General features: G+C 73.8%; 20 protein-coding genes. 10 read left to right on the top strand and 10 right to left on the bottom strand.

Annotated elements, in window-relative coordinates:
* Positions 1–47: 47 nt before the first annotated feature.
* Positions 48–638: a TetR/AcrR family transcriptional regulator gene (locus FGW37_RS06910; protein ID WP_179080248.1), complete on the bottom strand. Its 591-nt coding sequence runs from the start codon at positions 636–638 to the stop codon at positions 48–50.
* A gap of 11 nt (positions 639–649) precedes the next feature.
* A complete protein-coding gene (locus tag FGW37_RS06905) occupies positions 650–1,411 on the bottom strand; it encodes an SDR family oxidoreductase (RefSeq protein ID WP_179080247.1) in 762 nt (253 codons plus the stop codon).
* Positions 1,412–1,611: 200 nt separating this feature from the next.
* Here FGW37_RS06905 and FGW37_RS06900 point away from each other — a divergent pair, with 200 nt between their 5' ends.
* The 4 genes from FGW37_RS06900 (at position 1,612) to FGW37_RS06885 (ending at position 6,830) form a co-directional block, all read left to right on the top strand.
* The gene (locus FGW37_RS06900) at positions 1,612–2,898 is read left to right on the top strand and encodes an exo-beta-N-acetylmuramidase NamZ family protein (RefSeq protein WP_179080246.1); all 1,287 of its coding nucleotides are present in this window, start codon (positions 1,612–1,614) and stop codon (positions 2,896–2,898) included.
* A gap of 138 nt (positions 2,899–3,036) precedes the next feature.
* Positions 3,037–4,350, top strand: coding sequence for a serine-threonine protein kinase (locus FGW37_RS06895; protein ID WP_179080245.1), 1,314 nt, complete (start codon positions 3,037–3,039; stop codon positions 4,348–4,350).
* Between the two features lie 214 nt (positions 4,351–4,564).
* Positions 4,565–5,176 (top strand): hypothetical protein, encoded by a 612-nt coding sequence (locus FGW37_RS06890; RefSeq protein WP_179080244.1) that lies wholly within the window; start codon positions 4,565–4,567, stop codon positions 5,174–5,176.
* A 211-nt stretch (positions 5,177–5,387) separates the two neighbouring features.
* Entirely contained in the window at positions 5,388–6,830 is a 1,443-nt protein-coding gene (locus tag FGW37_RS06885) for an amidase (RefSeq protein WP_179084550.1), read from the top strand.
* Positions 6,831–6,866: 36 nt separating this feature from the next.
* Here FGW37_RS06885 and soxR read toward each other — a convergent pair whose 3' ends face one another.
* Entirely contained in the window at positions 6,867–7,322 is a 456-nt protein-coding gene (soxR, locus tag FGW37_RS06880) for a redox-sensitive transcriptional activator SoxR (protein WP_179080243.1), read from the bottom strand.
* A gap of 168 nt (positions 7,323–7,490) precedes the next feature.
* Between soxR and FGW37_RS06875 the strand changes: the two genes are divergently transcribed.
* Complete coding sequence (locus FGW37_RS06875; protein WP_179080242.1) at positions 7,491–8,909, top strand: aldehyde dehydrogenase family protein; 1,419 nt, start codon at positions 7,491–7,493, stop codon at positions 8,907–8,909.
* Positions 8,910–8,938: 29 nt separating this feature from the next.
* Positions 8,939–10,033 carry a zinc-binding dehydrogenase gene (locus tag FGW37_RS06870; RefSeq protein ID WP_179080241.1) on the top strand — a complete coding sequence of 365 codons (1,095 nt, stop codon included), beginning with the start codon at positions 8,939–8,941 and terminating at the stop codon, positions 10,031–10,033.
* A gap of 36 nt (positions 10,034–10,069) precedes the next feature.
* Here the strand turns inward: FGW37_RS06870 and FGW37_RS06865 are convergent, their stop codons facing one another.
* From FGW37_RS06865 to FGW37_RS06845, 5 genes are all read right to left on the bottom strand, one after another.
* Positions 10,070–10,618, bottom strand: a complete 549-nt coding sequence (locus tag FGW37_RS06865; protein ID WP_179080240.1) for a DUF2165 domain-containing protein — start codon at positions 10,616–10,618, stop codon at positions 10,070–10,072.
* A 79-nt stretch (positions 10,619–10,697) separates the two neighbouring features.
* Positions 10,698–11,930: an acyl-CoA dehydrogenase family protein gene (locus tag FGW37_RS06860; RefSeq protein ID WP_179080239.1), complete on the bottom strand. Its 1,233-nt coding sequence runs from the start codon at positions 11,928–11,930 to the stop codon at positions 10,698–10,700.
* A gap of 6 nt (positions 11,931–11,936) precedes the next feature.
* The gene (locus FGW37_RS06855) at positions 11,937–12,968 is read right to left on the bottom strand and encodes a phosphotransferase family protein (RefSeq protein WP_179080238.1); all 1,032 of its coding nucleotides are present in this window, start codon (positions 12,966–12,968) and stop codon (positions 11,937–11,939) included.
* Between the two features lie 100 nt (positions 12,969–13,068).
* On the bottom strand, positions 13,069–14,013 hold the full coding sequence (locus FGW37_RS06850) for an MBL fold metallo-hydrolase (RefSeq protein WP_179080237.1): 945 nt from the start codon (positions 14,011–14,013) through the stop codon (positions 13,069–13,071).
* Positions 14,014–14,166: 153 nt separating this feature from the next.
* Positions 14,167–14,607 carry a MarR family winged helix-turn-helix transcriptional regulator gene (locus tag FGW37_RS06845; RefSeq protein ID WP_179080236.1) on the bottom strand — a complete coding sequence of 147 codons (441 nt, stop codon included), beginning with the start codon at positions 14,605–14,607 and terminating at the stop codon, positions 14,167–14,169.
* Between the two features lie 174 nt (positions 14,608–14,781).
* Here FGW37_RS06845 and FGW37_RS06840 point away from each other — a divergent pair, with 174 nt between their 5' ends.
* Both FGW37_RS06840 and FGW37_RS06835 read left to right on the top strand, forming a co-directional pair.
* Positions 14,782–16,275 (top strand): MFS transporter, encoded by a 1,494-nt coding sequence (locus tag FGW37_RS06840; protein WP_179080235.1) that lies wholly within the window; start codon positions 14,782–14,784, stop codon positions 16,273–16,275.
* 19 nt (positions 16,276–16,294) lie between these two features.
* Positions 16,295–17,221, top strand: coding sequence for an NADP-dependent oxidoreductase (locus tag FGW37_RS06835; RefSeq protein ID WP_179080234.1), 927 nt, complete (start codon positions 16,295–16,297; stop codon positions 17,219–17,221).
* Positions 17,222–17,546: 325 nt separating this feature from the next.
* Here the strand turns inward: FGW37_RS06835 and FGW37_RS06830 are convergent, their stop codons facing one another.
* On the bottom strand, positions 17,547–18,068 hold the full coding sequence (locus tag FGW37_RS06830; RefSeq protein ID WP_179080233.1) for an NUDIX domain-containing protein: 522 nt from the start codon (positions 18,066–18,068) through the stop codon (positions 17,547–17,549).
* 18 nt (positions 18,069–18,086) lie between these two features.
* Complete coding sequence (locus FGW37_RS06825; protein ID WP_246430297.1) at positions 18,087–18,974, bottom strand: DMT family transporter; 888 nt, start codon at positions 18,972–18,974, stop codon at positions 18,087–18,089.
* 414 nt (positions 18,975–19,388) lie between these two features.
* Here FGW37_RS06825 and FGW37_RS06820 point away from each other — a divergent pair, with 414 nt between their 5' ends.
* A complete protein-coding gene (locus FGW37_RS06820) occupies positions 19,389–20,372 on the top strand; it encodes a hypothetical protein (protein WP_179080232.1) in 984 nt (327 codons plus the stop codon).
* A 71-nt stretch (positions 20,373–20,443) separates the two neighbouring features.
* The gene (locus tag FGW37_RS06815) at positions 20,444–21,976 is read left to right on the top strand and encodes an APC family permease (RefSeq protein ID WP_179080231.1); all 1,533 of its coding nucleotides are present in this window, start codon (positions 20,444–20,446) and stop codon (positions 21,974–21,976) included.
* Positions 21,977–22,012 lie beyond the last annotated feature (36 nt).

The following is a 22,012-nucleotide window of genomic DNA, read 5'->3' as shown; positions in this document are numbered from 1 at the left end:
CCCCGAGGTGAGCAAGCGCTTAGGGAGGTGTGGAGCGGTCCCGGCCGCTAGGGCCGCAGCGCCCGCATCAGCAGGTCCGCCAGGTGGCCGGCGACCTGGGCGGCGCTCAGCCGGCCCTCCGGGTGGTACCAGGCGCCCAGGTGGTGGACGGAGCCGAAGTGGTAGTCCACGACCAGGTCAGCGGGGGTGGCCGAGGTGAAGACCCCGGAGCGCTGGCCCTCCTCGACCAGGGCCCGGAACCGCTCGTGGTAGCGGCGCCGCTCCGCCCGCACCTGCGCGAGCTTCTCGGGGCCCAGGTGGTGCATGGACCGGAAGAAGATCTTCGTGTCGTCGAGGTTCTCGATGGTGGTGACCACCACGTCGGCGGCCGCCTCCCGCAGCCGCTTCTCCACGGGCGCGTCCGAGCGGGCGAAGCAGTCCAGCCGCTCCTGCTGCAGGCGCAGCACCCGCGCGTACACCTCGTGCAGCAGGTCGTCCTTCGAGCCGAAGTAGTGGTAGAGAGCGCCCTTGGTGACGCCCGCGGCCTCCACGATCTCCTGGACGGAGGTGCGGTCGTAGCCCTGGCCGGCGAAGAGCCGGGTGGCGGCCGCGAGCAGCCGCTGCGGCACGGAGCACTCGCCCTCCGCCGCCGTACTCACAGGTCCTCTACTCACAGATCCTCTTCGAGCTTGCGCTGGAGGTGGTTCATGCCGCGCAGCCAGCGGTCGGGGTCGGTGGCGCGGGCCGCGTAGTAGTCGGCTACCTCCGGGTGCGGCAGGATCAGGAAGCGGCCCGCGGCCATCCCCTCGAAGAGCGCGTCGGCGACCTGCGCGGGCTCGATCGCCGTGGGCACGAGCACCAGGTCACCGGCCGGGCCGGTACCGCGCAGCATGTCCGTCCGCACGCCCTGCGGGCAGATGGCGTGCACGTCGATGCCGCAGTGGCGGTAGGTGAGGGAGAGCCATTCGGCGAAGGCGAGGGCGGCGTGCTTGGAGACGCTGTACGGGGCCGAGCCGAGCATCGTGAGCAGCCCGGCCGCGGAGACCGTGGCCACGAACCGGCCGCTGCCGCGGTCGAGCCACTCGGGCAGCAGCTTGCGCGCCGCCCGCACGTGGGCCATGACGTTGACGTCCCAGGCGGTCTCCCAGAGGTCCTCCTCGGCCTCGGGACCGCCCGCGGGGGCCACGCCCGCGTTGGCGCAGTAGACGTCGACGCGACCGCCGAGCGCCTCGCGGGCCGCCTGCACGACGTCGGAGGCGTCGCCCGGGACGGCCGTGGCGCCGATCTCCGCCGCGACCGCCTCCGCCTTGGCGGCGTCGAGGTCGTTGACCGCCACCCGCGCGCCCTCGGCCGCGAACCGGCGGGCGAGCGCGGCGCCGATGCCGCCCCCCGCTCCCGTGACGACGACTCCCGCGTCCCGCACGATGCCCACGCTCGGTCTCCCTCGGCTCGGCTGCTCGGCGCAGACTAACCAGTCGGTATGTGGCGGGGGAAGAGGCCGGAACGCGCCCGGAGGCAGGCCCTCCGGCTGCGTCCTCCCGGGGGACGACCCCCGTGCCCCCGGCCTGAACTGCAGCGCGGCCCGGCCCGGCGAGGCGGTTCCGCCGGAGTCACGCCGTACTGTCCGTGCCCATGCGGCACTCTTCCGGGGGACGCCCCCCGCACACCCGCCATGTGACGCGGCGCCAGGTGCTGGGCGGGGCGGCCGCGGGCGCACTCGGCGGCCCGGCCGCCGCACCGGCGCAGGCCGCGGCCGGCCCGCGCGTGCGCACCGGCGCAGGCCGGCTGGCGGAGAGCGGCTACGCCCTGCTCGCCGGGGCCCGCACCGGGATCGTCACCAACCCCACCGGCGTCACCGCCGACGTCCGCCACGTCGTGGACGTCATGCACGCGGACCGGCGGGTGGACCTCCGCGCGGTGTTCGGCCCCGAGCACGGCTTCCGCGGCACGGCGCAGGCCGGCGGCTCGGAGACCACGGGCACCGACCCGGCGACCGGCCTGCCGGTGCACGACGTCTACGGCCTGCGCGGCCGGGAGCTCGCGGCGCTGTTCGGCCGCACCGGCGTGGACACGGTCGTCTTCGACGTCCAGGACGTGGGCGCACGCTTCTACACGTACGTCTGGACGCTCTACGAGTCCCTGATCGCCGCGGCGCTCGCGGGCCTGCGCATCATCGTCCTGGACCGGCCCAACCCCGTGACGGGCCGCGGCGCGTACGGCCCGGTCCTGGAGCGCTCCCTGGCGTCGGGCGTGGGACGTGAACCGCTCGCCCAGGCCCACGGCATGACCGTGGCCGAGCTCGCCCTGCTGTTCAACGCGGACGCCGTGCCGCGGGCCGCCGGGCGCGCCGCGCGGCTGGAGACCGTGCCGATGAGCGGCTGGCGGCGCACGCACTTCTTCGGCGACACCGGGCTGCCGTGGGTCCCGCCGAGCCCCAACGTGCCCACGCCCGGCACCGCCCTCGCCTACGCGGGCACCTGCCTGCTGGAGGGCACCACCCTCTCCGAGGGGCGCGGCACGACCCGCCCGTTCGAGCTCGTCGGCGCCGAGGGCATCGACCACCGCTGGGCCGCGGCCCTGAACGCGCTGGACCTGCCGGGCGTGCTCTTCCGGGAGGCCTACGCGGTACCCGTGTTCTCCAAGTTCCAGGGCCGCACCATCGGCGGGGTGCAGCTGCACGTGCACGACCGGTGGGCGTACGACCCGGTGCGCACCGGTGTCGCCCTGCTGGTGACCGCCCGGCGCGTGTGGCCGGGCTTCGCCTGGCGCCCGGACCTGTGGATCGACCGGCTCGCGGGGACGGCGGCGGTGCGCACGATGACCGACGCGGGGGCCTCGGTGGACGACATCGTGGAGGCGTGGCAGCCCGGCCTGGAGGCATTCCGCGCGACGCGCGAGGAACACCTCCTGTACGACTGAGCCGCCGCGTGCGGGCCCGGGGCGCACGGGGCCGGGACACGGAAGCGTGAACGGCGTGACGGGCGTCTGGACAGGCCCCCTTGACGGCGGGACGATGCGCCCGCACAGGACCGCTCAAGGGGGAATGCCATGTCCGGCATGAGTGTGGATCCTTACTGGGAGCTCACGTTCGACGCCGACGGGGACGTCGACGCGGGCGAGCACGACGCCCTGATACGCGGAGTCGCCGAGGCCGGCCTGACCGACCTGGTGGTCTTCGCGCACGGCTGGAACAACGACAGGCCGATGGCCACGCGCTTCTACTCCCGCTTCTTCGAACCCTTCCCGGGCCTGCTCGCCGGCGCGCCCGGCGTCCGCGTCGGCTACGCCGGCGTGATCTGGCCGTCCATGCGCTTCCCGGGGGAGGCCATCCCCGACTTCCCGTCAGCGGCGGCGGCCCGCAGCCCTGACGACGTGCCCGCCCCGCCCGTACTCGACGACGCCACCCGCGAGGCGCTGGTCAGGACCCTGCCGTGCGATCCGGCCGCGGTGGACCGGCTCGCGGAGCTGGCGGCCGAGCAGTCCGACGACCCCGCACGCCTGGAGGAGTTCGTCTCCCTCGTGCGCGGCCTCGCCCCCGCCCCGCCGCAAGGAGCGGCGGCGGCCACGGGGGAGCCGGGAGAGCCGGAGGACGGGGACGCCGAGCCCTACCTGCTCACCGGTGACACCCAGGAGGTGTGCGAGGCGTTCGCCTCCGCGCTGGGGCACCTGGGCGCCCTGCCGCCCGCCTTCCTCGGCGGCGGCCTGAAGCGGCTGTGGGGCGGCGCCCTCGAAGTGCTGCGGCAGATGTCGTACTACACGATGAAGAAGCGCGCGGGCACGGTCGGCGAGAAGGGCCTCGGGCCCGCGCTCGCCCGGCTGGCCGCCTCCGCCCCCGCCCTGCGCGTCCACCTGGCGGGGCACAGCTTCGGCGCGCGCCTGGTGTCGTTCGCGCTGCGCGGACTGCCCGACGACGGCAGCTGCCTGGCCGGCGTGACCCTGCTCCAGGGGGCCTTCTCCCACTACGCCTTCTCCTCGCGCCTGCCGTTCGACACCGGCAACGGCGGGGCGCTCGACGGGCTGTACCGGCGGGTCCGCGGCCCGCTGGTCGCCTGCCACTCGCGCCACGACTCGGCCCTGGGCGTCCTCTACCCGCTCGCGTCCCGCGTCTCCCGCCAGGACGACAGCGTGCTCGGGTCCGACGACAGCCGGTGGGGCGCGGTCGGCCACGACGGCATCCAGGCCGTCGACCCCTGCGCGCGGCTCGGCCTGGACGAGGCACTGCGCGGCGGGCTGCCTGCGGGGGGCTGTGTGAGCGTGGACGCGTCCTCCGTCGTCGCGCGCGGCGGCCCCCCGTCGGGCGCGCACAGCGACATCTGCCACGAGGAGCTGGCCCGCGTCATCCTGCTGGCGGGCCGGCTCCTGTCCCCGTGAACGATGCCCCGCGTCCGTGAACGACGTTCCCCATCCGTGAACGAAAGGTGAGCGGAGAGTGAGGATCCGCCACCTTCGCGCGTTTCCACATCCCCGCGCGACTTCGGGGTAGCAGAGCGGAGTCGGCCGTGCACCGCGGCCGATGGATCCGAATGGCGATGAGTTACGTCCCTTCCATGTCGATCCGAGTCCGCGCTGTCGGAGGTGGGATGCAGTGGCAGGTTTCAGAGCACTCGCACGAGAGGTGCGCAATCCACGGAACACCATCGCCTTGCGGCGGACCTCCCTGCGCAAGTGCCTTGAGCGCTTCGCCCCGTACGGTCACCGGGCGACCTGGCACCACCTGTGCGACCTCGCCGGTATCGATCCCGCCGACCGGGCCCCCGACCCGGCCCGGCTGGTCGTGGCGCTGACGGAGCTGGAGGAGGCCCGCGCGGTCTGGCTCGCCTACGAGGCGGGGTTCGCCGACCGCCGCAAGCGCGAGAAGCACGACGGCATCCGGCAGCCCGCCGGCGTCGACGCCTGGCACCGCCACACCTGGGGCGGCTGCGACATCGTGCCCTGCGTCAGCCCCACCGCCTACCCGGCCGCGCGCCTGTCCGACGTGCTGCGCCGGGTGATCGCCGCGATGGAGGCCGAGCCCGGGGACGCCTGCCCGGTCTGCTCGCAGGACCGCCTCGAATGGCGTCCCGACCTGGACCGCTGCCCCGCGCAGGGCCCCGTCTGCGCGGACTGCGGCATCGTGGTGCCGGCACCCGTCCTCACCGCGGGGGCGCTGGCCGCGGCGCGCCGCCGGCTGCTGGAGGACCGGTACGCGGCGGTATGAGGCGGGCGCCCGGGAAGCAGGACGGAAGCAGGCCAGAAGCAGGCCAGAAGCAGGACGGAAACAGGACGGAAGCAGGTCTGCACGAGCGGACGGCGAAACCGCAGGGACAGCCGAGGAGGCCGGGAACAGGGTGTCCGCCGTCGGCCGGTGGTGCGAGGATGCAGCGAGGATGCAGCACAGGGCTCACCGGTTCGAGGAGAAGGCGGACGGCATGGCGCAGTTGCACGATCTGACCGCGTTGGAGCAGGGGGAGGCGGTGCGGACGGGGCGCGTGTCGCCCGTCGAGCTGACCGAGCACTACCTGGAGCGCATCGGCCGGCTCGACGCCACCGTCGGGGCCTTCATCACCGTCACCCCCGATGTCGCGCGCAAGCAAGCGGCCGACGCCGAGAGCACGGCCTCGGCCGCCCGGCGCGAAGGCCGCGCGCTGCCGCCGCTGCACGGTGTGCCCGTGCCGGTCAAGGACCTCAGCCAGGTCGCCGGGGTGCGCTGGACGATGGGTTCGGCGGCGCTGGCCGGGCACGTCGCGACCGTGGACGACCACGTGGTGACCAAGCTGCGGGATGCGGGAACGATCCTGCTGGGCAAGACCAACACCCCCGAGTTCGGCCTGCCGGCCCACACCGAGAACGCCGTGGCGCCGCCCGCCCGCAGCCCGTGGGACCTTGCCCGGTCGGCAGGCGGGTCGAGCGGCGGGGCGGCGGCCGCGGTCGCCGCGGGACTCGCGCCCCTGGCGCACGCGAGCGACGGGGGCGGCTCGATCCGCGTCCCGGCGTCCGTATGCGGTCTGTTCGGCATCAAACCCAGTCGCGGGCGGGTGAGTTCCGGACCGGCCCTGTACGACGTGACGGGCCTGGTCACCTCCGGGCCCCTGGCCCGTACGGTCGCGGACGCGGCCGCGCTCCTCGACGTGCTCGCGGGGCCGATGCCCGGCGACCCCTACGCCGCACCCGCGCTCCCGCCCGGCGAGACCTTCACCGGCCACGCCCGGCGCGCCCCGGGGCGGCTGCGCATCGCCCATATAACCGAGGCGCCGGTCCCGGGTGTCGAGCTGCACCCTGAGTGCCTGCGGGCCACGGAGGAGACGGCGGGACTGCTGCGGGAACTGGGCCACGAGGTGGAGGAGCTGACGCTCCCGGCCGACGAGGCCCTCGGCCGCGCCTTCATCGCCGTGTGGGAGGTGCTGTCGACGCTCGCGCCCGTACCCCCGGGCGGGGCGGAGCACTTGCTGCCCCTCACCCGGCACCTGCGCGAGCGCGGCGCCCGCGTCACCGGGACGGAGTTCGCCGCCGCCCTGTACCGGCTGCAGGGGGTCGGCCGGCTCGTCGCCGACGCCCTCCAGGCGCCCGGCACGGGCTACGACGTGCTCCTGTCGCCCACCCTCGCCCAGCTCCCGATGCCCGTGGGCGCCCTGCGCAACGACGACGACCCGGCCGGGGAGTTCGCAGCCGTCGCCGGCTACAGCCCCTTCACCCCGCTGTACAACGCGACCGGGCAGCCCGCCGTGAGCGTGCCGCTGCACTGGACGCCCGAGGGCCTGCCCGTCGGGGTCATGCTCGGCGGCCGCTACGGCGACGAGGCCACGCTCATCTCGCTCTCCGCGCAGCTGGAGGAGGCCCGCCCGTGGGCCGGGCGGCGGCCCGCCGTGTGGTGACGCAGAGCGGGGCGGGGCGTGCCCGCCGGCGCGGACTCAGTGTTCGACCAGCAGGCGGGAGCCCGCGCCCCGCAGGCCGTTGAGGTCGTCCGGGTTGGACAGCGCGCAGTTCTCCAGCGACAGGCAGCCGCAGCCGATGCAGTCGTCCAAGTGGTCGCGCAGCCTGGCCAGCTGCGTGATGCGCTGCTCCAGCTCGCCGCGCCAGGTCTCGGACAGCCGTGCCCAGTCCTCCCGGTTCGGGGTGCGCTCGTCGGGCAGTTCGGAGAGCGCCTCCCGGATCGTGGCGAGCGGGATGCCGACGCGTTGCGCGGCCCGGATGAAGGCGACGCGGCGCAGGGCGTCACGGTCGTAGCGGCGCTGGTTGCCGGACGTGCGGCGGCTGCTGATCAGGCCCTTGGTCTCGTAGAAGTGCAGGGCGGAGACCGCCGCGCCGCTGCGCGCGGACAGCTGACCGACGGTGAGTTCCTGGACCTTGTTCGAAATCTGCGGCACAGCTCAGACCTTACGTGACGGGCGGCCCCCGGCATTGAGACGACGGCCACACCTGCGGCCACCGCGCCCCCTGGTACGTCTCGCGTCCCCGGCGTTAGCTTGGGACCACCAGCTGCGGGGGACGTGGGCTGTGGGGACCTTGATTCCGCTTCCGCGAGGAGACGACCAGTGAACGCGCACGACGGCATGTACATCGACGGAAGCTGGCGGCCCGCCGCGGGGAGCGGCACGATCGAGGTCGTGAACCCGGCCGACGAGCAGGTCATCGCCACCGTCCCGGCCGGAGACGCCGAGGACGTCGACGCGGCCGTCCGCGCGGCCCGCGCGGCGCTGCCCGGCTGGGCGGCCACCCCGCCCGCGCGCCGCGGCGAGTACCTGGCCGCCCTGCGCGACGCCCTCGCCGCCCGCCAGGAGGAGATCGCCGCCACCGTCACGGCCGAGCTCGGTGCGCCCACGGGCTTCGCCACGCGGGTCCACACCGGGCTGCCGATCGCCGTCGCCGGCTCCTACGCCGAGCTGGCCGCGAGTCACCCCTTCGAGGAGCGGATCGGCACCTCGACGGTGCTGCACGAGCCGGTGGGCGTCGTCGGCGCCATCACGCCCTGGAACTACCCCCTCCACCAGGTCGTGGCCAAGGTCGCCCCGGCGCTGGCCGCGGGCTGCACCGTCGTCCTCAAGCCCGCCGAGGACACCCCGCTGACCGCCCGGCTCTTCGCCGAGTGCGTCCATGCGGCCGGGATCCCCGCGGGCGTCTTCAACCTCGTCACCGGGCTCGGCCCGGTCGCCGGCCAGGCGCTCGCCGAGCACCCCGGCGTCGACCTCGTCTCCTTCACCGGTTCGACGGCCGTGGGCAAGCAGATCGGTGCGATCGCCGGTGCGGCCGTCAAGCGCGTGGCCCTCGAACTGGGCGGCAAGTCGGCGAACGTCATCCTGCCCGGGGCGGATCTCGCCAAGGCCGTCGCGGCCAACGTCGCCGACGTGTGCCGCAACACCGGCCAGTCCTGCAACGCCCTCACCCGTACGCTCGTCCACGCCGACCAGTACGAGGAGGCCGTCGCCCTCGCGGCGGCGGCGGTCGCGGAGTTCGTGCCGGGCGACCCCACGGACCCCGAGGTCCGGGTCGGCCCCGTCGTCAATGCCAAGCAGCACGCGCGCGTGCGCGGCTACATCGACCGGGGCATCGAGGAGGGCGCGCGCCTCGTGGCGGGCGGCCCGGCCGTCCCGGAGGGCCGGGACAAGGGCTACTACGTCGCCCCGACGGTCTTCGCCGACGTCACCCCGGAGATGACCATCGCCCGGGAGGAGATCTTCGGCCCGGTGCTCTCCTTCCTGAAGTACGAGGACGAGGAGGAGGCCGTCCGGATCGCCAACGGCACCGTCTACGGGCTCGCCGCCGCGGTCTGGGCCGCCGACGAGGAGCGGGCCGCCGCCTTCGCGCGGCGTCTGGAGGCCGGGCAGGTGGAGGTCAACGGCGGCCGGTTCAACATCCTCGCGCCCTTCGGCGGCTACAAGGAGTCGGGCGTCGGCCGCGAGCTGGGCGTCCACGGCCTGGGGGAGTACCTGCAGACGAAGTCGCTCCAGTTCTGACCGGGTCCCGCTGCAGAAAGAGGAATGACATGGTCCGCGCCGCCGTACTGCCCGCCGTGGGTGCACCGCTGCAGATAGCCGAGATCGACCTGCCCGCGCCCGGCCCCGGCCAGGTGCGGATCCGCCTCGCCGCGGCCGGGGTCTGCCACTCCGACCTCTCGCTCTCCAACGGGACGCTGCGCCAGCCCGTGCCCGCCGTCCTCGGCCACGAGGGCGCGGGCCGCGTCACGGCGGTCGGCGAGGGGGTGACCCATGTGGCGCCGGGCGACCTGGTCGTCCTCAACTGGGCGCCCTCCTGCGGCGGCTGCCACTTCTGCGGGCTCGGCGAGCCCTGGCTGTGCGCGGGCTCCGCGGCCGCCGCCACGCTGCCGTACGCGAGCCTCGCCGCCGACGGCAGCGCGCTCTACCCGGGCCTGGGCACGGCCGTCTTCGCCGAGGAGACCGTCGTCCGGGCGGACGCGGCCATTCCGCTCCCTGCGGGGATCCCGCCTGTGGAGGCGGCCCTGCTGGGGTGCGCGGTGCTCACCGGCTACGGCGCGGTGCACCACTCCGCGCGGGTGCGGCAGGGAGAGTCGGTCGCGGTGTACGGCGTGGGCGGGGTCGGCCTGGCGACCCTGCAGTCCGCGCGGATCGCGGGAGCGGGCACGATCGTCGCCGTGGACGTCTCCCCGGAGAAGGAGGAGCTGGCCAGGGCCGCCGGTGCCACCGAGTTCGTCGTCGCGAGCGCGGACACGGCCAAGGCCGTCCGGGGGCTCACCGGCGGGCAGGGCGCGGACGTCGCCATCGAGTGCGCCGGACGGGCCGATGCGATCCGTACGGCCTGGTCGTCGACGCGCAAGGGCGGCCGCACCACCGTCGTCGGCATCGGCGGCATGGACCAGCAGGTGACGTTCTCCGCGCTGGAGCTGTTCTACTTCGGGCGGACGCTCTCGGGCTGCGTCTACGGCAACAGCGACCCGGCGAAGGACCTGCCCGTCATCGCCGGTCACGTGCGCGCCGGGCGCTTCGACCTCTCCGCCCTGGTGACGGCCCGGATCGGCCTCGACGGCATCGCCGGCGCCTTCGAGGCGATGCTCGCGGGGCGCGGCGGGCGGTCGCTGGTGGTGTTCTCCGAGGAGGCGTAGGCGGGCTGCGCTTCCCCCCCCGGGGGCGGACGGCCGTCAGCCTCCGGGGGAGCTCCACTGCGGCGACGGCAGGTGGATCAGCACGAGCACGAACCCGGCCGGCAGGAGGTTCCGCCCGGCGGCCTCCAGGCCGTTCCACTTCTGGGACTGCCACATGGCGAACCACTCGCCGCCGATGCCGATGAAGCCCGCCCCGAAGAGCAGCAGGACCATCACCAGCCCCAGCGTGCTCACCCGCCGCGCACGCCGGTAGCCGGCGCCCCGCCCGGTGAGGCCGCGTGCCCACAGGACCGTTCCGGCCACGAGCACGACGGCGGCCAGCGTCTCCCAGATGATGATCGCGACGTAGGCGATGTCCTGCAGGGTGCGGTCCGTCACCGCCCGCCACATCAGGTCGTCGTCCTTGAAGGTCGTGTCCATCGCCAGGACGTGGCGGACGAACTCCCGGTTCGTACCGAAGTCGGTGATGTTCCCGAAGGCCACGAGGGCCATGTAGAGCGCGACGGTGGCGGTGAGGGCGGCCGCCGCGAGCGGCAGCCCTCCCAGCCGCACGGCGCCCCTCGGTCCGTTCCACCTGGTGGCCATGCGGCATCCCCCCGCTCCACTGCACGTACGGACTATGTCTGCCCGCCTGTGCGGCCGGTACGCCGGGATGCCGTACGCGCTAGCGGTACCGCCGCAACTCCCGCCGCGCCAGTGACCGCTGATGCACCTCGTCCGGCCCGTCGGCCAGGCGCAGCGTCCGCGCCGCGGCCCACAGCTCCGCCAGCGGGAAGTCCTGGCTCACGCCGCCCGCCCCGTGCAGCTGGACCGCCTGGTCGATGATGGCGGCGACGGTCCGCGGGGTGGCGATCTTGATGGCCTGGATCTCGGTGTGCGCGCCGCGGTTGCCGGCGGTGTCCATCAGCCACGCGGTCTTGAGCACCAGCAGCCGCAGCTGCTCCACGGCCACCCGCGAGTCGGCGATCCACTCCTGGACGACGCCCTGTGCGGCCAGCGGCTTGCCGAAGGCCGTACGGTCCAGCGCGCGCCGGCACATCAGCTCGATGGCCCGCTCGGCCATCCCGATCAGCCGCATGCAGTGGTGGATGCGGCCCGGGCCGAGGCGTGCCTGGGCGATGGCGAAGCCGCCGCCCTCCTCGCCGACGAGGTTCGCCGCGGGCACGCGCACGCCGTCGAAGAGGACCTCGGCGTGGCCGCCGTGATAGTGGTCCTCGTAGCCGTAGACCCGCATGGCGCGGCGGACCTGCAGGCCCGGCGTGTCCCGGGGGACCAGCACCATCGACTGCTGCCGCCGCGGATCGGCCCCGTCCGGGTCGGTCTTCCCCATGACGATGAAGATCTCGCAAGCGGGGTTCATGGCACCGGAGATGTACCACTTGCGGCCGTCGATGACGTAGTCGTCGCCGTCGCGCACGATGCGGGTCTCGATGTTCGTGGCGTCCGAGGAGGCCACCTCCGGCTCCGTCATGGCGAACGCCGACCGGATCCGGGCGTCCAGCAGCGGCTCCAGCCAGCGCTTGCGCTGCTCCTCGGTGCCGAACTGGGCGAGCAGCTCCATGTTCCCGGTGTCGGGGGCCGCGCAGTTGAGGGCGGTGGGGGCCAGCTGCGGGCTGCGGCCGGTGATCTCGGCGAGCGGCGCGTACTGGAGGTTGGTCAGCCCGGCGCCGTACTCGTCATCCGGGAGGCTGTGCTGGTCTGTGAAGAACAGGTTCCACAGCCCCCGCCGCCGCGCCTCCTCCTGGAGCTCCGCGACGACCGGCGGCGCCGTCCACGGGTCGGCGAGCGCGGCCCGCTGCTCCTCGGCGACGGCCTCGGCCGGGTAGACGTGCTCGTCCATGAACGCGAGCAGCCGCTCGCGCAGTTCCTCGGTGCGGGCGTCGAATGCGAAGTCCATGCCGGTTCAGCCCTTCCGCAGGGTGGTGAGGCCGTTGTCGATGAAGAGCGGGACGAGCTGCCCGATGCGGTCGAAGCCCGCGCCGACGGTCTGCCCGAGGGTGTAGCGGTAGTGGATGCCCTCCAGGATCACGGCGAGCTTGAAGTAGGCGAAGGCCGTGTACCAGGGCAGGGCGGAGACGTCGCGGCCGGAGCCGGCCGCGTAGCGCTCGACGATCTCGGAGGGGTCGGGATGACCGGGCGCGTTGCGCGTGGTGCTGATGGGGGAGCCGGGGACGGGCTCCTGCTCGCTGTACATCACCAGCAGGCCGAGGTCGGTCAGCGGGTCGCCGAGCGTGGACATCTCCCAGTCGAGGACGGCCCGTACCGAGTCGTCGTCGCCCACGAGGACGTTGTCGAGGCGGAAGTCGCCGTGCACGACGGCGGGGGCGGGGGAGACGGGCAGGGCCCCGGCCAGGGCGGAGTGCAGCGCGTCGATGCCGGGCAGCTCGCGGTTGCGGGAAGCCTCCAGCTGCTTGCCCCAGCGCCGCAACTGCCGCTCCAGGAAGCCCTCCGGGCGGCCGAAGTCCGCGAGCCCTGCCGCCGCCGGGTCGACGGCGTGCAGGCTGACGAGCGTGTCGGCGAGGCCGAGCACGACCCGGCGGGTGCGCTCGGGCCCGATCGCGGTGAGCTGCGCTGCCGTGCGGTAGGGCGTGCCCTCCACGAACTCCATGACGTAGAAGGGCGATCCGAGGACGCTCTCGTCCTCGCACAGCAGCACCGTCGCGGGCACCGGGACCGCGGTCGGCCGCAGGGCGCTGATGACCCGGTGCTCGCGCCGCATGTCGTGGGCGGTGGCGAGCACGTGCCCGAGCGGGGGGCGGCGCACCACCCAGCGGCCGGTCCCGTCGGTGACGGAGTAGGTGAGGTTGGACCGGCCCCCTTCGATCAACTCGGCCACCAGCGGCCCCCGTACGAGCCCGGGGCGCTCCCGCTCCAGATGGGCGCGCAGCCGGTCCGGGTCGAGTCCCGGGGTGTCGGTCCTGCCGGTCGGGCTCATCGAGTGCTCCTCCACGCGTCGTCGGACCCGCCGCCGGGCGGTCCCGGATCATCATGCCGACCAGTCGGTATGGCGTCCAGGGTGCGCCGGGCGCGAGCGCCTACGCGTGGCAGGACATCGGACGCCCGCCGTTCATCGTCGTCATGTCGGCGATGACGGCCGGCATGTCGAGCGGTGCGGCCAGTGGGCGCTCGCCCTCCAGTTCGGCGTAGGCGCGGTGCAGGTTGGCCACGAGGCGCTCGCTCTCGCGCAGCTCCGCGAACTCGCCGAGGTCGGCGCGGCGGGCGGCCTCCAGCGGAGTGCGGCCGGCGGCGTGCTCGGTGCGGGCCAGCTCCTGCAGCCAGTGGAGGTAGCGCTCGATGACGTCGTAGACGCCGGCGTCGGTGACCGGCCCGTGCCCGGGTACGACGGTCTCGGCGCCGAGACCGCGCAGCACCTCCAGGGAGCGCAGCGAGCCCTCCAGGGAGCCCATGAGGAGGAAGGGCGTGCCGCCGTTGAAGACGAGGTCTCCGGTGAAGACGATGCGGTGCTGCGGCAGCCAGGCGACGGTGTCGCCGGTGGTGTGCGCCGGGCCCGGGTGGATCAGCTCGACCTCGGTGTCGCCCACGTGCAGCGAGAGGCTGTCCGCGTAGGTGACCTCGGCGGGTGTGATGCGGACGTCGCCGTACTCGACCCAGGGCCAGATGCCGTGCAGCTGCAGGCCCGCGGCGAGGGTCTCCCGGCGGCACTCGCGGTGGCCGACGACCGTCGCCTCCGGGAAGACGCAGTTGCCGTAGGTGTGGTCGCCGTGGTGGTGGGTGTTGACGATCGTGGAGGGCAGGGGAGCGCCGGCGTCGGTGACGGCGTCGCGCAGCAGCCGCGCGCGGCGCTCGGTCGCGGCGGTGTCGATCAGCGCCGTCCGGCCGCCGCCGGTCACGATGCCCGCGTTGTTCAGGCACCAGCCGCCGTCGGGCTGGACGAACGCCGTGACCCCGGGGGCGAGGCCGACGGTGTAGGGCTCGGTCGGCTCCGCGCCGGCGGGCGCGACCGGGCTCGTGCTGGACATGGATGACCTCCCCTTGCCTCCGCGCGGGGTGCGCGGATCGGACTGCCCGTCAGAATACGGGCGGGAGGAGAGGGGTCGCGGTGGGTGTCGGCCGGGGTGCCCGGGGCCGTCGGCTGCGATGCCGGGGGTCCGTCGGCCGGGTGCCCCGGCCCGTCAGCCGCGGTGGTCCAGGCCCGGGCGCAGCCGCTCCAGCAGCCCGTACAGCGTGGTGCGCTCCTCCTCGTCGAGGGTGTCGAGCGCGCTGTGGGTGGCCTGCATCTCGGCGCGCACCCGGCGGATGATCTCGCGACCCTCGTCGGTGGCGACGACGTTCTTCACCCGCCGGTCGCCCGGGTCCGGCTCGCGGCGCACCAGGCCGCGGGCCTCCAGGCGGTCCACGATGCCGGTGACGTTGGAGGCGTCGCACACCAGCAGGGTGGCGAGGCCGCGCATCGGGACGGGCCCCTTGAGCTGGGCGAGGAGCTTGGCCTGGACGGAGGTGAGGCCCTGCCGGGCAGCGGCGGCGGCGAAGTCCTGCCACTGGGCGGTGCCGAGCGCGGCCACGAGCTCCAGGAGCTGGGCCTTGGTCGGGGGCGGGGAGACGGTGCCGGTCATGGTTCGAGTGTACTCAAGAGCTTCATGACTTAAATCATTAACTTGACTACCTTAAATATCTCGGCCTACGGTGGGCGAGTTGCTTGATTGCCTCAAGCATCAATGTCCTGAAGCAACGCCCTGAAGCAATGCCCCGAAGCAATGCTCGGCCACTCGAAGGAACACCCCCACCCCATGTCCTCCCCAGCGCCCGCCGAGCGGGGCACGCAGCGCAACGAGACGGTCATCGTCTTCGCCCTGAGCCTCGCCGCCATGGTCGTCTCGATGATGCAGACCCTGGTCGTGCCGATCCTCGGCCTCATCCAGAACGACCTGCACACCACGTCCGCGAACGTCAGCTGGGTCACCACCGCGACCCTGCTCTCCGCCGCCGTCTTCACCCCGCTGCTCGGCCGCTTCGGCGACCAGCACGGCAAGAAGAAGACCCTGGTCGCCGTGCTGGTCGTCATGGTCGCCGGCTCCGTCCTCGCCGCCGTGACGCACTCCCTGCTCTGGCTCATCGTCGGCCGGGTGCTCCAGGGCGCCGCCACCGCGATCTTCCCGCTGGCGCTGTCCGTGCTGCGCGAGGAGGTGCGCCCGGCCAAGCTGCCCGGCGCCATGGCCATGGTCAGCGGCACCCTCGCCTTCGGCAGCGGCCTCGCGCTCGTCGCCACCGGCCTGCTCACCTCCGGTGACGACCCCGACTACCGCAGCGCCTTCTGGCTGGCCACCGGCCTCGCCGCGCTCGCCCTGATCGCCGTCGCCACCCTCGTCCCCGCCACCCGGGAGACCACCGGCGGCCGCACCGACGTCCTCGGCGCGCTCACCCTGGCCGCCACGCTCGTCCTGCTCCTGCTGCCCATCACCCAGGGGCACGAGTGGGGCTGGTCCTCCGGACGGACGATCGGCTGCTTCGCGGGCGCCGTCGTGACGGCCGCGGTGTGGACGCTCGTCGAGCGCAAGGTGCGCGAGCCGCTGGTCGACATGAAGATGTTCGCCCACCGCCCCGTGCTCTTCGCCAACATCGCGGGCCTCCTCGTCGGCTTCGGCTCCTTCGCCCTCTTCATCGGCGTCTCCTACCTCGTCCAGATGCCGGAGGAGATCGCCGGATACGGCTTCTCGGCCGGCGTGCTGCGCGCCTCCGTCGCGTACCTGCTGCCCAGCACCATCGTCTCGCTGCTCGCCGCGCCCATCGGCGGCCAGCTCGTCCGCCACAAGGGCCCCCGCCTGGTCCTGCTGCTCGCCTCCCTCATCGGCACCGCCGGCTTCGTGTGGATCGCCCTCGACCACGAGCACACGCTCTCCGTCGTGGCCGCCGGGATGTTCGTCGGCGCCGCCATCAGCTTCGGCTACGCCGCCATGCCCGCCGTGATCGTCGCGAGCGTCCCGCACCACCAGACGGGCATCGCCAACGGCATCAACTCCATCTCCCGCTCGACCGGCAGCGCCATCGGCAGCGCCATGATCACCACGGTGCTGGCCTCCAAGAGCCTCGAACACCTGCCGCCGGGTGCGCCCAAGCTGCCCGCCGAGAGCCAGTTCACCCTCACGTTCGTCATCGCCGGCACGGCGTTCCTGCTGGTCGCGCTCGTCGCCGGGCTCGGCCTGCGCACGATCCGCGCCCGGCGTACCGAAGTGGCGGGGGCCGCCCCCGCGGCGGACGCTGAAACCGCACCCGCCTCCGCCTGACCCTGCTAGGAGCACCACCATGAAGGCCATCAGCTATCGCAGCTACGGAGGACCCGAGGTCCTCGAGTACGGGGAGCAGCCCACCCCCAAGGTCGGACCCGACTCCGTCCTGGTCAAGGTCAAGGCCGCGGCGGTCAACCCCGTCGACTGGAAGGCCCAGGCCGGCTACCTCGAGCCCGCCCTCGACGCGGTCTTCCCCGTCATCCCCGGCTGGGACATGGCCGGCGTCGTGGTCCGGCCGGGTGCCGACGCCCCCGAATTCGCCGAGGGCGACGAGGTCATCGGCTACGTCCGCGAGGACTTCCTCTCCCGCGGCACCTTCGCCGAATACGTCGCCGCACCCGTGCGGACCCTCGCCCGCAAGCCCAAGAACCTCACCTTCGAGCAGGCCGCCGGCCTGCCGCTGGCCGGGCTCACCGCCTACCAGGCGCTGGTCAAGGCGCTCCGGGTGTGGGAGGGCGAGACCGTGCTGATCCACGCGGCGTCCGGCGGCGTCGGGGGCATGGCCGTCCAGATCGCGCGGCACTTCGGCGCGCGCGTCATCGGCACCGCCAGTGAGCGCAACCACGACTACCTGCGCTCGCTCGGCGCGGAGCCCGTCGCCTACGGCGAAGGGCTCGCCGAGCGGGTCCGGGCGCTCGCGCCGCAGGGCGTCGACGCCGTGCTCGACCTCGCCGGCGGCGAGGCGCTCACGGCCTCGCCCGCGCTGCTCGCCCACGGCGGCCGGCTCGCCTCCATCGCCGACCCGGCCGTCCTCGGCCTCGGCGGCCGCTACGTCTTCGTCCGCCCCGACGCCTCCGACCTCACGGCTCTGACGGACCTGGCCGAGAGCGGCGCGCTCACGGTGGAGGTGGCGAAGGTCTTCCCCCTGGCCCGCACAGCAGAAGCCCAGCGCCTCAACGCCGAGGGCCACACCCGAGGCAAGATCGTCGTAACAATGGACTAGCCCCGACACACGTCTCCGGCACCGGACCCAGCCCGCGCCGCCCACTCCGGCCGCAGCGCGGGTCGGCCACCATTGCCGGGCACAATCCCCCCGCCGCAGCGGCGAGAAACCCCCACGGCGGGTCCCGGCGGTGCCGTGTCTGCCGGAGGCGCGGGCTTGGGCGTCTCGCCCGGCGGGCGGGTGATCTTCCTCCGCCGCAGCGGCGGGAAACCCCCGCGGCGGAGCCCGGCAGTGCCGTCCTAGCAGTGGCGGCCGGGCGCCGGGCCCGGCCGCGTCGTTCCCGGCCAGGGCCGGTACGGCCGCCCCCACCGTCAAGCGACCCGCGTCAGCGCCTACGCCCACGCAAGCGCCGGTACGCCTCCAAGCCGTCCGGGACCCATTCCCACTCCCCGAGGCGCTCTTCCAGTTCCTCCTCGGAGAGGAACGCGTGCCAGGCGACCTCCGCCACCTGAGGACGCACCGGCAAGTCGCAGCGGACCTCGTACACCGCCGACCACCACGAGCCCCCCGGCCCCTCGTACAGGAACCGGAACAGCGGGGCCGGGGCCGGCAGGCCCCGGACGCCCAGTTCCTCCTCGGCCTCCCGCAGCGCCGCCTCGTCGTACGTCTCGCCCGCCCCGACGACCCCGCCCACGAACATGTCGTAGCGCGAGGGGAAGATCAGCTTCCCGGACGTGCGCCGGTGGACGAAGATCCGCCCCTCCGCGTCCCGGGCGAGGACGAACACGCAGCGGTGGCGCAGCCTCAGCGCGTACGACTCGCCGCGCGCGGCCTGCCCCACCACCCGGTCCTGCTCGTCGACGATGTCCAGCAGCTCGTCCGCGGGCAGCGGTGTCTGATCGCTCATGCCCCCATGAAACCAGCGTCAGTGCGGCTGGAGGTCGCGCACGCGGTCGAATTCCGAGCTGCCCGACGGCATGGCCGGGTGCCGCCCGATGAGCACGATGCCGATCACGATGGCGACCAGCCCGGCGGCCTCCCAGGCCAGCGCGCCGGGCGAGGTGTGCAGGCGGTCACCGAGGAAGCCCACGCCGCAGGCGATCCCCGCCAGCGGCTGGGCGGCGGTCAGGGCGGGCAGGGACAGCCGCAGCGGCGCCGTCTCGAAGGCGCTCTGGACGAACACCAGCGCCGTCACGCCGAGGACGAGCACCCCGTACGGCTGCCAGCTCAGGACGAACGCGGTCCAGCCGTCCTCGGAGAGCCGTTCGCCGCTGACGCGCGTAAGGGCGTCCTGGACGCCGTAGAGCAGTCCGGCGGCCACTCCCAGGAGCGGCGCCTCGACGCTCATCCGCACGCGCTTGGAGACCGCCGCCATCGCGAGCGCGCCGCCCAGCATCACCCCGATGATCAGCCAGTGCCGCAGCGGATCGGTGACGGTGGCGCCGCCGTGCGGCCGGCCCGCGAGGATGAACGCCGCGACGCCGCCGGCCAGCAGCCACAGCCCGCCCCAGCCCGTACGGCCCAGGGGCTGGCGGGTCTGCCGGCGGGAGAGGGCCATGGCGAACAGCAGGTTCGTCGCGAGCAGGGGTTCGACCAGCGACACCTCGCCCTGGTTCAGGGCGATCGCGCCGAGCACCATGCCGCACACCATCATCCCGATCCCGGCCCGCCAGCGCGGCATCCGGACCAGGTCGAGCAGCAGCCGCAGGGAGAGGAAGTCGGTCATCGGGGCCCGCTGCGCGGCGTTCTGCTGGAGGACGAAGCCGATGCCCAGGCAGCAGGCCGCGCTCACGGCGAAGGCGAAGACCAACACGTCGCGCACCTCAAGACCACTCGGTCGTCGGAGACTTGACAGAAAAACGATAGCCGCCTTGTGGGCGGTGCGACGGCCGAGTACCCCTCTTTCGGGCGGCCATCCCCTCCAACGGTCGACACCGCCCGGGAGTACCCCCGGATCGCTCGAACGGTTGTTCCTCGACAGGGTGTGCCTATAGAACACGCAAGCAAGCGCAGGAGCTGCAGCGGTCTGAAGCGGCCCGCGGGAGGCGGGGGAGTGAACAGCGGTAACCAGAACTGACGGTATGTGAGTTGATGAAGCGTCAGCTCCAAGATCGGGTCTTGACTCGGAGCCGTGACTACCGCTTTGCTGTGCGTGACTGACATGGATGAATGCGGACGCCCCGACCCGGCGCCCGGAGGGGACGTACGCCGTGGAGGAAGCCCGCAGATGACGCCCCCGCCCCCCCTTGGGAAAGCGGCCCGGGCTGCCCGCTCCCGGAACAAGGACGGAGTGACCTTCGACCCCGCCCTCGACGACGCCGAACTGGCCACCGTCCGTGACGCCCTGGCGCGCGGCCGCTGGACGGAGGCCCGTAATCTGCTCGCCGAGACCGGCGACGACTGGGACCGCCGCGGCCACCGCCTCGTCGTCCTCGCCGAAGGCCCCTCCAGCGTCGCCTGGGCCCGCGAGTGGCAGCTCGCCGAGCCCGACAGCCCGGACGCCGCCGCCCTCCTCGCCTGCGCCACCGTCTTCCGCGCCGTGAGCGGCAAGGACAGCCCCGAGGCGGCGCGCGCCGCCTGCCTGGTGGCCGCCAGGATGGCCCCCGCCGACCCGTCCCCCTGGCTCGCCGTCCTCATCCTCGCCCGCCGCACCGGCACCGACGACGAGCGCGTCCGCGCCTTCGACCAGGTCCGCGCCCGTCACCGCGACCACCACCACGCCCACCACCTCATGGCCGCGTGCCTGGCCGAGCACCAGAAGGGCGACCGCGACGACCCCCTGCACGAGGTCTACGACTTCGCCGCCTGGGCCGCCGAACAGGCGCCCGCGGACTCGCCCTTGGCCGTGCTGCCCGTCGTCGCCCACGCCGAGCGCTACCGCGTCCTCGCACGCGCCGGCGTCGAGCCCGGCGACCCCGCCCGCTCCGGCCACTGGACCAGCCGGCGCGCCCGCCAGGTGATGAAGGCCGCCTTCGACTGGTGGCTCGAATGGGACGTCGACGACAACACCGCCGGCAGCGCCCACCCCCGGCGCAAGGCCGACCTGAACTACCTCGCCCACGCCAAGCTCCACGAAGGCAGGCTCGCCGAGGCGGCGGCCCTGCTCACGCGCATCGGGCCGCACGCCACCCGTGCCCCCTGGTCCTACCCCGACCGGGACCCCGCAAAGGCCTTCCGGGCCGCGCGCCGCGCCGCCCTCGGCTCGGCCTGACGCCGCCCCCGCCGCGCGCACGCATCCCCTACGATCACCCCCTGCTCACCCATGGGAAGGACCACCCCGCCATGACGACGGGCACGACGAGCGAGATCAGCACGTTCAAGGGGCAGGACAGACGCCTGCGCGCCGACCGGATAGGCCTCGCCGGTCTGCTCCTGTCGGTCGTCGCCGCCAGCGCGCCCCTGATGGTGACGGCGGGCGTCATGCCCACCACCTACGGGACGATGGCCATCGTCGGCCAGCCCCTGCTCTTCGTCATCCTCGGCGTGGTGCTGACCCTCTTCAGCTTCGGCTACGCCGAAATGAGCCGCCACGTCCACAACGCCGGCGCCTTCTACGCCTACATCGCCCGCGGCCTCGGCGGCACGGCCGGCGCCGCCGCCTCTGTCGTCGCCCTCGTCGCCTACAGCCCCATGCAGTTCGGGATATACGGCATCTTCGGCTACGAGCTCTCCGGCCTGCTCGACAGACACCTCGGCCTCGCCGTCGCCTGGTGGGTCCCCGCCCTCGCCGCCGTCCTCGTCGTCGGCGTCCTCGGCTGGCTGAAGATAGACCTCAGCGCCAAGGTCCTCGGGATCCTGCTGCTCATCGAATGCGTGATGGTCGTGGCCTTCGACTTCGCCGGCCTCGCCGACCCGGGCCCGCAGGGCGTCTCCCTCCACGCCTTCGACCCCACCACCCTCGGCGGGGGCGGCCTCGGCACCGCCCTGTGCTTCACCATCGCGGCCTTCGTCGGCTTCGAACAGGCCGCCGTCTACGCCGAGGAGACCAGCCGCCCGAACGTCGTCGTCGCCCGCGTCACCTTCCTCGCCGTCGGCTTCGTCGCGCTCTTCTTCGCCCTGAGCTCCTGGGCCCTCAGCGTCGCCGCCGGCCCGGACGCCATCGTCGGCCTCGCCCAGGAGAAGGGCCCGAACCTGCTCTTCGCCCTCACCGAGGAGCGGCTCGGCAGCACCTTCACCGACGTCATGCACGTCTTCTACGTGACCGGCATGTTCGCCGCGATGCTCAGCTTCCACAACGTCGTCGCCCGCTACGCTTTCGCCATGGGCCGCGAGGGCCTGCTGCCCGCCGCCGTCGGCCGCACCTCCCGCGCGAGCGGCGCCCCGGCCTACGGCTCCCTGCTGCAGAGCGGCGTCTCGCTGATCGCCGTCCTCCTCTTCGCCGTGACCGACGGCCGCCCGCACGACGATCCCACCGCACCCGTCCTGCGCCTGTTCACCTGGAGCGGCAACGTCGGCGCCCTCGGCATCATCGTGCTGATGGCCGCCGCGTCCGCCGCCGTCATCGCCTTCTTCGTCCGGCGCGGTGCCGCGCGCACGCAGGCGCCGCGCCTGATCGCCTCCGGCGTCGCCGGGGCCGCCCTCGTCGTCATCGCCGTGTACGCGGTCAAGGACTTCGACGTCCTGCTCGGCGCCGACCCCGGATCGCCCCTGCGCTGGATCCTGCCCGGCACCATCGGCGCGGCCGTCCTCGCCGGCATCGGCTACGGCATCGTCCTCAAGTACCTGCGCCCCGGGGTGCACGCCGGCATCGGGCTCGGCAACGAGGCGTTCCAGCTGGAGAAGGCGGCCTCGGCGGCAGGACCGCGCGGGGACTGAACGGAGGGCGGAGCGGCCGGAGGGCGGGGAGGACGG

This window comes from Streptomyces rectiverticillatus (assembly GCF_013394065.1).
GTDB lineage: Bacteria > Actinomycetota > Actinomycetes > Streptomycetales > Streptomycetaceae > Streptomyces > Streptomyces rectiverticillatus.
The sequence above is the reverse complement of the archived record's forward strand: the minus strand, read 5'-3'. Positions and strand labels throughout refer to the sequence as shown.

Excerpts from the sequence above, each read along its gene's own strand:
- FGW37_RS06900 (WP_179080246.1), top strand. The coding sequence starts at position 1,612 with ATGCGGCACTCTTCCGGGGGACGCCCCCCGCACACCCGCCATGTGACG.
- FGW37_RS06895 (WP_179080245.1), top strand. The coding sequence starts at position 3,037 with ATGAGTGTGGATCCTTACTGGGAGCTCACGTTCGACGCCGACGGGGAC.
- FGW37_RS06885 (WP_179084550.1), top strand. The coding sequence starts at position 5,388 with ATGGCGCAGTTGCACGATCTGACCGCGTTGGAGCAGGGGGAGGCGGTG.
- FGW37_RS06870 (WP_179080241.1), top strand. The coding sequence starts at position 8,939 with ATGGTCCGCGCCGCCGTACTGCCCGCCGTGGGTGCACCGCTGCAGATA.
- FGW37_RS06865 (WP_179080240.1), bottom strand. The coding sequence starts at position 10,618 with ATGGCCACCAGGTGGAACGGACCGAGGGGCGCCGTGCGGCTGGGAGGG.
- FGW37_RS06860 (WP_179080239.1), bottom strand. The coding sequence starts at position 11,930 with ATGGACTTCGCATTCGACGCCCGCACCGAGGAACTGCGCGAGCGGCTG.
- FGW37_RS06855 (WP_179080238.1), bottom strand. The coding sequence starts at position 12,968 with ATGAGCCCGACCGGCAGGACCGACACCCCGGGACTCGACCCGGACCGG.
- FGW37_RS06850 (WP_179080237.1), bottom strand. The coding sequence starts at position 14,013 with ATGTCCAGCACGAGCCCGGTCGCGCCCGCCGGCGCGGAGCCGACCGAG.
- FGW37_RS06845 (WP_179080236.1), bottom strand. The coding sequence starts at position 14,607 with ATGACCGGCACCGTCTCCCCGCCCCCGACCAAGGCCCAGCTCCTGGAG.
- FGW37_RS06840 (WP_179080235.1), top strand. The coding sequence starts at position 14,782 with ATGTCCTCCCCAGCGCCCGCCGAGCGGGGCACGCAGCGCAACGAGACG.
- FGW37_RS06835 (WP_179080234.1), top strand. The coding sequence starts at position 16,295 with ATGAAGGCCATCAGCTATCGCAGCTACGGAGGACCCGAGGTCCTCGAG.
- FGW37_RS06830 (WP_179080233.1), bottom strand. The coding sequence starts at position 18,068 with ATGAGCGATCAGACACCGCTGCCCGCGGACGAGCTGCTGGACATCGTC.
- FGW37_RS06820 (WP_179080232.1), top strand. The coding sequence starts at position 19,389 with ATGACGCCCCCGCCCCCCCTTGGGAAAGCGGCCCGGGCTGCCCGCTCC.
- FGW37_RS06815 (WP_179080231.1), top strand. The coding sequence starts at position 20,444 with ATGACGACGGGCACGACGAGCGAGATCAGCACGTTCAAGGGGCAGGAC.